General features: G+C 73.1%; 8 protein-coding genes. 2 read left to right on the top strand and 6 right to left on the bottom strand.

All coding sequences use genetic code 11. From position 1 onward, the window contains the following. Window positions 1-496 precede the first annotated feature (496 nt). The gene (locus CHF16_RS21320) at window positions 497-1339 is read left to right on the top strand and encodes a patatin-like phospholipase family protein (RefSeq protein ID WP_089327844.1); all 843 of its coding nucleotides are present in this window, start codon (window positions 497-499) and stop codon (window positions 1337-1339) included. 128 nt (window positions 1340-1467) lie between these two features. On the opposite strand, the gene CHF16_RS21315 is transcribed toward CHF16_RS21320, so the two are convergent. From CHF16_RS21315 to CHF16_RS21290, 6 genes are all read right to left on the bottom strand, one after another. Then, window positions 1468-2292: a crotonase/enoyl-CoA hydratase family protein gene (locus tag CHF16_RS21315; protein WP_089327843.1), complete on the bottom strand. Its 825-nt coding sequence runs from the start codon at window positions 2290-2292 to the stop codon at window positions 1468-1470. A gap of 75 nt (window positions 2293-2367) precedes the next feature. Further along, window positions 2368-2859 (bottom strand): metallophosphoesterase family protein, encoded by a 492-nt coding sequence (locus CHF16_RS21310; RefSeq protein WP_089327842.1) that lies wholly within the window; start codon window positions 2857-2859, stop codon window positions 2368-2370. A gap of 294 nt (window positions 2860-3153) precedes the next feature. Beyond that, on the bottom strand, window positions 3154-3864 hold the full coding sequence (locus tag CHF16_RS21305; protein ID WP_089327841.1) for a hypothetical protein: 711 nt from the start codon (window positions 3862-3864) through the stop codon (window positions 3154-3156). 223 nt (window positions 3865-4087) lie between these two features. After that, window positions 4088-4480, bottom strand: coding sequence for a rhodanese-like domain-containing protein (locus CHF16_RS21300; protein WP_089327840.1), 393 nt, complete (start codon window positions 4478-4480; stop codon window positions 4088-4090). Window positions 4481-4499: 19 nt separating this feature from the next. Beyond that, window positions 4500-5375: a Gfo/Idh/MocA family protein gene (locus CHF16_RS21295; RefSeq protein ID WP_089327839.1), complete on the bottom strand. Its 876-nt coding sequence runs from the start codon at window positions 5373-5375 to the stop codon at window positions 4500-4502. 34 nt (window positions 5376-5409) lie between these two features. Beyond that, window positions 5410-5799 (bottom strand): hypothetical protein, encoded by a 390-nt coding sequence (locus CHF16_RS21290; protein ID WP_089327838.1) that lies wholly within the window; start codon window positions 5797-5799, stop codon window positions 5410-5412. A gap of 137 nt (window positions 5800-5936) precedes the next feature. Here CHF16_RS21290 and CHF16_RS21285 point away from each other — a divergent pair, with 137 nt between their 5' ends. Then, the gene (locus tag CHF16_RS21285) at window positions 5937-6362 is read left to right on the top strand and encodes a pyridoxamine 5'-phosphate oxidase family protein (RefSeq protein ID WP_089327837.1); all 426 of its coding nucleotides are present in this window, start codon (window positions 5937-5939) and stop codon (window positions 6360-6362) included. Window positions 6363-6401 lie beyond the last annotated feature (39 nt).

Raw genomic sequence — 6401 nt, 5'->3', positions numbered from 1 at the left:
GCCACGGGGCGACTCAACCCTCCGAAGAGGACCGAGCCGATAAAGGCACTGGCTTTTAACACGCTGTTGAGTTCTCAAGAAACGGACACCCACCGTGCTGGATCCGCTTTCGCGTTTCCCGCCCCGGGGCGACTCTCTTACTTTATCGGTTCCGGCCGGTCTGTCAATTTCGGCTTTCTCCGATAACGCCCATCCGATTCCGCTTGCGCGGCGCCTTCCGGGCGGTGGTGCTATTTCATCAGATCCGGCCCGTTTGTCAAAACCGAGCCTTTCCGACGCCCACCACGACACGGTCGACACGGCGAGACCGCGTCGACTGGTTCGGTGGAGGTTTCCCCGTCGTCCGGCCGGCCGCCATGCGGGCGTCCTGCATCCGGGAGGGGACGAGGGGTTAACTTACGTGGTCGCCGCGGCAACGTCAAATCGACGGGCCGGCCGCGCACGGGAATGTCCCGTCGCGCCTCTACGCTCTCACGGTCTGAACGGAGGATCGATCATGAGTGAGAACGGACGCGCCCTGGTGCTCGGGGGCGGCGGTGTCGCGGGGATCGCCTGGCTGACGGGGGTGCTCGCGGGCCTGGCCGGCGAGGGGACGGACGTCACGGGCGCGAATCTGCTGCTTGGTACGTCGGCGGGCTCCGCGGTCGCCGCGCAGGTGGCGGGCGGGTCGCCCATCGGAGAGTTGTTCGCCCGGCAGGCCGACCCGGCGCTGCAGAACCGGGAGCTGGTGCCGTCCGGGGGCGTGACGGTCGCCGAGCTCGGGGAGATCTGGATGCGGCTCGCGCAGGAGGACGACGACCCCGCCGCGATCCGCCGCGGGCTGGGGGCGCGGGCCCTCGCCGCGGACACCGTCGACGAGGCGGCGCGGCGTGAGGTGATCGCGGGGCGCCTGCCCGTGCACGAGTGGCCGTCCAGGGACCTGCGGATCACCGCGGTGAACGCGCTGACCGGCGACCTTCGCGTGTTCGACCGGGGCTCGGGCGTTTCCCTGGTGGACGCTGTGGCCGCCAGTTGCGCCGTTCCGCTGATTTGGCCGCCGGTGACCATCGGTGGGATCCGCTACGTGGACGGCGGCGTGCGTTCGGTGAACAACCTCGACCTCGCGGCGGGGTTCGGTCGGGTGCTGCTGGTCGCGCCGATGGACGACCCCGGGCTGTCCGCCGACATCGCCGCCGTGGAGAAGGCGGGCGGGCGAGTCGAGGTGATCGTGCCGGACGAGGCGGCGCTGGCGGCCTTCGGCGGCGACCCGCTCGACCCGTCCAGCCGCACTCCGGCGGCGAACGCGGGCCTCGCGCAGGGCGAGGCGGCGGCCGCGAAGATCGCCCCCTTCTGGGGCTGAGCGAGTGCGGCGTGCCCTGCTCGCGCGAGTGGCGCCGAGTACACGCCGCCCCGCGTGCCCATGGACGACGGCGTGCTGCCGTGCAGTCCGGGGGCTCGGCCCACCGAGTCGGGGACGGCTTCGGAGCATCAGGTGAAGGAGGGCGGTCGCTTCTCGAAGTAGGCGCGGACGGCCTCGACCTGGTTGGGGGTGCCGCGCAGCGCGCCGAGCGCCCGGGACTCCTCCAGGAACTGGCCGGCCAGGTCGTGGTCGGCGGCGCGGTTCAGCAGCCGCTTGGCGCTGCGCACGGCGTCGGGGCTGTTCCCGGCGATCTCGCGGGCCAGTGCGGTCGCGGCGGCGTGCGGGTCGGCGTCGACGCGGGTGGCGAGGCCGATGCGGGCGGCGTCCTCGCCGGAGACCATGCGGCCGGTGAAGGTGAGCTCCTTCGCGACGTCCTCGCCCACGAGGCGGATCAGCGCGGCGGTCCCGGTCATGTCGGGGACGAGGCCCCACCGGATCTCCAGCACCGACAGCTTCGCGTCCGGCGCGACGATGCGGATGTCGGCCCCGAGGACGATCTGCAGGCCGCCGCCGAGGGCGTGCCCGTGGACGGCGGCGATGACGGGCTGCGGCAGTTCCCGCCACACGTGCACGGCCTGCTGGCCGAGGTTGGTGATGCGGCCCGGCTCGCGGTCCGTGATGTCGCCCAGCAGCCGCCGCGCGCGCTCGCTCTCCCCGGTGCGGACGCCGTCGCCGGCCATGGCCGCGAAGCCGGAGAAGTCGAGCCCGGCGCAGAAGGCGCGGCCCTCCCCCGACAGGACCACGGCCCGCACGGACGCGTCGGCGGCGAGCGCGTCCCCGGTCTCGGCGAGCGCGTCGAACATCGCCATGTCCAGGGCGTTCAGCTTGTCGGGCCGGTTGAGCCGCACGTCGGCGACTCCTTCGTGGACGCTCACGGTGACGCGGTCGGTCATCCCGGGCACTCCTCCGTCGTGGCGGATCGTCTCACGGGGACGATTCCATGCCGCCCGCGGCCGGTCGAGGGCGGGTCAGGTGACGGGGACGATGCGGGCCCCGGTGAGGCGGCCGCCGTTGATGTCGAGGAGGCCGAGGGTGCCGTGCGGCTGGCGGCGGCGGTCGGTGGGCGAGCCGGGGTTGAAGATCCGGACGCCGTCGCCCGTCTCGTCCAGCGGGATGTGGGAGTGGCCGAAGACGACGAGGTCGGCGCGGGGGAACCAGCGGCGCATGCGGGCGGTGCGCCCGCGGGCCTGGCCGCTGTCGTGGACCATCGCGACGGCGAGGCCGCCGAGGTCGAGTTCGAGGCGCTCGGGGGCGCCCCAGGCGGCGACGTCGGGGCCGTCGTTGTTGCCGAGGACGGCGTGGACCGGCGCGTACTCGGCGAGCTCGTCGAGGACGGCGGCCGTGCAGACGTCGCCGGCGTGCAGGATCACGTCGGCGCCGCGCAGGTGCTCGGCCACCCGCGGCGGGCAGGACTTCCAGCGCCGGGGCGCGTGGGTGTCGGAGATGGCCACCGCTCTCACGCCCCCCATTGTTCCGCACGCGGCCCGGTACTCCGCACGGGTATTCGGGTGATTTTGCCACGGCCCGGCCCGGACACCGGTGGGAAACAACTGTAAGCACGATGTCATTACGTCACGCTGACCAGTGGAGTTAGGCTCTAATTCCTCGCGAATCGTCAGAAGGATTCCGGCCGTACGCCCCCGGTCGTTCCGACACGGCGACCCAGCACCGCGAGGGCAAGTGGGGGGCGGCCGGGCCCCGGGGTGGATGATCACTCCCTTGCACCGGTCCCGGGGTCCGGCCGCCGCTCCGCGCTACGAGGTCAGGTAGAGCTTGCCGTCGAAGACGCCGGAGCCCGGCGCGGTCTCGCCGCGGGCGATCCCGGCGCCGCTCCCGGTGCCGTTGGACGGGCAGAGGAAGCTGCTGCCCGACTGCCGCACGAGCTTGATGTCGTCGGACTTGCCCTGCGCGTCGTCCTGGTCCGCGAGGGGTCGGTTCGGGTTGTCGCGGTTGTAGACGTCGAGGCTGAGGCCGGGGGCGCCGGCCGTCTGGAAGCCGTAGTAGCAGGTGACGGTGATGCCGAGGATCTTGCCTTCGAGCTTGAAGTTCAGGCCGCCGTTGATCGCCAGGACGCCGTCGCGGCCGCCCGCGACGGGGTCGTAGGTGATCTGCCCGCTCTTGTCGGGGAGCTCGGACAGGTCGAGGTCCGTGGCGGGCGAGCTGAGCCCGTTGGAGGTCTGGCAGGCGCCGATCGAGGCGGCGGTGAGCTCGCCGGCGCCGGTGGACTCGACGGTGCCCTGGAGGGTGGCGCCGTCGCAGGAGCCGGTGATCTTCGAGCCCAGGTAGTCGACGGAGAAGGTGAGGGCGCCGACGGTGGTGACCTGCCAGTTGCCGGAGTAGGGCGCTCCGGTGGCGTTGTCGGCGCGGACGGTGGTCGAGGCGGCGGACGCGCCGGTGGCGGTCAAGGCCAGGGCGGCGGTCGCGGCGGCCAGGGGAACGGCGAGCCTGATGATGGGAGCCTTCACGGGGGATTTCCTCCTCGGGGGGCGGGTTTCACTTTTTCTACCCGAGTCATCACGGAAATCAAGGCCTGTCCGGAAAGAAGATCGCCTTTTATCGGACCCCGCTAAAAGTGCGGAACGCGACACTAAAGCGAATACGATACAGCCCGCCCGGATCGGCGTATCGGGTCGGGCGGGCTGATCGGACCGGGCCGCCCGGAATGAGCGCGCGGCGCATGGGCGGCTCTCAGTGGCCGGTGCCGCCCGTCGCGGGGAGCCCGGCGGCGCGCCATGCCTTGAACCCGCCGACGATGTCGGTCGCGCGGGTGAGGCCGAGGTCGTGCAGGGACGCGGCGGCGAGGCTGGAGGTGTAGCCCTCCGAGCAGAACACGATGACGCGCAGGTCGTGCCCGGTCGCGACGGGCAGCCGGGCGTCGCACGCCGGGTCGAAGCGCCATTCCAGGACGTTGCGCTCCACGATCAGCGCGCCGGGGATCTCGCCTTCCTCCGCGCGCTGGGCGGCGGGCCGGATGTCGACCAGCACCGCTCCGGCCCCCGCCTCGGCATGGGCTTCGTCGGGGCGGACGCGGTCGAGGCGCGCGCGGGCGGCGGCGAGGATGTCGTCGATGGTCTGTGCCATGGGTCCATCATGGCGGTTCTCAGGAGGTGAGCTGCTCCTCCGCCGAGGCGAGGACCTCCTGGATGCGCAGGCCGTGGGCGGCGTCGAGTTGCGGGGCCGGGCCACCGCGGACGGCCGCGGCGAACTCGGCGACCATCGTGGCGAACGCGTCGTCGCCGAGCTGGGACCAGTCGAGGATCGCGTGCCCCTTGCGCCCGTACACCTCGACGCGGGCGGGCGGCAGTTCCCCCGTGCCGGCCATGGAGACCGACGCCTGGCTGACGGCGCCGCCCTCGTGCTCCAGCGTGAGGCCCAGCCAGCCGAGCGGGTCGCCGTGCGCGCGGACGCCGGCGACGCGGCCGAGCGAGGCGTCCAGCAGGTCGACGATGTGCGGGCCGAGGTCGAGCAGCGCGCCCTTCTCCAGCCGCCACGGGGTGGCGAACGGGCCGCCGCTCAGCACCGAGGAGACGAACGAGCCGTAGCCGCCGAACGGGTCGAGGCCGGCGACCCGGGCGAGGAAGTCGCGGGCGGCGCGGGAGTAGCGCAGCGTGAAGACCATCTGGGAGACCACGCCCGCCTCGGCGATGGCGCCGGCGACCCGCCGCGCGCCGTCGAGGTCCATGGCGAGGGGCTTCTCCAGCAGCACGGCCTTGCCCGCGCGGGCGGCCTGGGCGGCGAGCGCCGCCTGGACGTCCGGCGGGACGGAGAACGCGACGGCCTCGCAGGCGTCGAACAGCTCCTCGATCCGCTCGAACGAGGGCGCGCCGTGCTGGCCGGCGAGTTCGGCGGACGCCTCCGGGCGCCGCGCCCACACCCCGGCGAGCCGGGTCGCGCGCCCCGCCGCGAGGGCGGGCGCGTGCACCATCCCGGCCCACGGGCCCGCTCCGACCAGCCCCACCGCCACAGAATCGCTCATGGGGCAAACCTAGACGATTCGCCAGGTGGCCGGGTCAGCCGAGCTGGACGCCGAAGAACAGCGCGGCGAGCGCGCCGACCATGCCGAGCGCCCCCCAGACGGCGAGCCCGGCCTTGGACTTGGCGCGGGTGTGCAGGAACGCGGCGACCCCGGACAGCAGCACGAACACCAGCTTGACCTCCAGGGTCCGCTGCGCGGCGTCGCCCATGTCCCCGGCGCTGATGTTCCAGGCGCCGGTGAGGACGAGCACGGCGAAGGCGGGCCAGGCGACCATGTTGTAGCGGCGCGCGGCGACCTTGGTGACGCCCTCGTAGCCGCGCAGCGCCGGTACCAGCACGCCGAGGGTGATCTGGCCGCCGACCCAGATCGTCGCGGCGAGCACATGCAGGAAAATCCGCACGTCGGCGGTGGTGAGGGCGAGCACGGGGGTCCTCCTGGACGGGGTCGTCGTCTGTCCTTGTGCGGGACGTTACCGCCCGCGGAGGGCAGCTCCGGCACCACCCCGGTTCTCGGGACCTTGGTCCCTAACGGCGGCGGGCGCGCGCGGCGCACCCTGGTGGCATGGAGCTCGACCACAGCGGCCTGGAGGTCCTCGGCGAGGACGAGTGCCGCGCCCTGCTGGCGGGCGCGACGATCGGGCGGATCGTGTTCACCCATCACGCGCTGCCCGCCGTCCAGCCGGTGAACTTCGCGGTCAGCGACGGCGACATCGTGTTCCGGACGTCGCGGACGTCGCGGCTGGCGCGCGCCGCCGCCGACACGATCGTGGCGTTCGAGATCGACGAGTTCGACACCGACGCCGAGACGGGCTGGTCGGTGGTCGCGGTCGGGCCCGCCCGGCACGTCGCCGACCCCGCCGACGCCGCCGCGCTGGCGGCGCTGCCGCTGCGGAGCTGGGCTCCCGGTGAGCGCGACCACTTCGTCCGGATCCGGCCCCAGCTGATCACCGGCCGCCGGATCGGGAAGGGCGCGGCCCTCGCGCCGTGAGTCCTCCCGCCGTGCCGTGACGAATGTCACAGCGCTTAT

Origin of the sequence: Actinomadura meyerae (assembly GCF_900188445.1) — a bacterium.
In the GTDB taxonomy this organism is placed as follows: domain Bacteria; phylum Actinomycetota; class Actinomycetes; order Streptosporangiales; family Streptosporangiaceae; genus Spirillospora; species Spirillospora meyerae.
Note: the sequence above shows the minus strand (reverse complement) of the source record. Positions and strands in the feature narration are given on the sequence as shown.

What these genes read in the sequence shown, in the direction of transcription:
- CHF16_RS21320 (WP_089327844.1), top strand. Translation starts at nt 497, where the DNA reads ATGAGTGAGAACGGACGCGCCCTGGTGCTCGGGGGCGGCGGTGTCGCG.
- CHF16_RS21315 (WP_089327843.1), bottom strand. Translation starts at nt 2,292, where the DNA reads ATGACCGACCGCGTCACCGTGAGCGTCCACGAAGGAGTCGCCGACGTG.
- CHF16_RS21300 (WP_089327840.1), bottom strand. Translation starts at nt 4,480, where the DNA reads ATGGCACAGACCATCGACGACATCCTCGCCGCCGCCCGCGCGCGCCTC.
- CHF16_RS21295 (WP_089327839.1), bottom strand. Translation starts at nt 5,375, where the DNA reads ATGAGCGATTCTGTGGCGGTGGGGCTGGTCGGAGCGGGCCCGTGGGCC.
- CHF16_RS21285 (WP_089327837.1), top strand. Translation starts at nt 5,937, where the DNA reads ATGGAGCTCGACCACAGCGGCCTGGAGGTCCTCGGCGAGGACGAGTGC.